Here is a 219-nt window from a genome sequence, read left to right as displayed (position 1 = left end):
CAGGCCAGCAGGACGATGCCGGTCTTGTAGTGGTAGGTCGGCGCCTGGAAGATCTTCCGGGCGAGCGGCACGGTCGGGGCGAGGACGGACGCGAACCGCTCGTGGTCTCCGCCGTCGAGCGCGTGGAGGGCGGCCGCCGCGGCGGGGGCGATCGGGTCGAAGATCCCGAGCAGCGCGTGACTGCCACCCGCGATCAGCTCCGGATAGTTGAAGTCGTCG

General features: G+C 70.8%; 1 protein-coding gene. It reads right to left on the bottom strand.

What is annotated here, in order from left to right; all coding sequences use genetic code 11:
- Nucleotides 1-219, bottom strand: a 219-nt coding sequence (locus IEY93_RS39175) for a DUF993 family protein (protein WP_229691822.1), incomplete at both ends; no start/stop codon positions are given.

It is taken from the genome of Sphaerisporangium melleum (assembly GCF_014646695.1).
Taxonomy (GTDB): domain Bacteria; phylum Actinomycetota; class Actinomycetes; order Streptosporangiales; family Streptosporangiaceae; genus Sphaerisporangium; species Sphaerisporangium melleum.
Note: the sequence above shows the minus strand (reverse complement) of the source record. Positions and strands in the feature narration are given on the sequence as shown.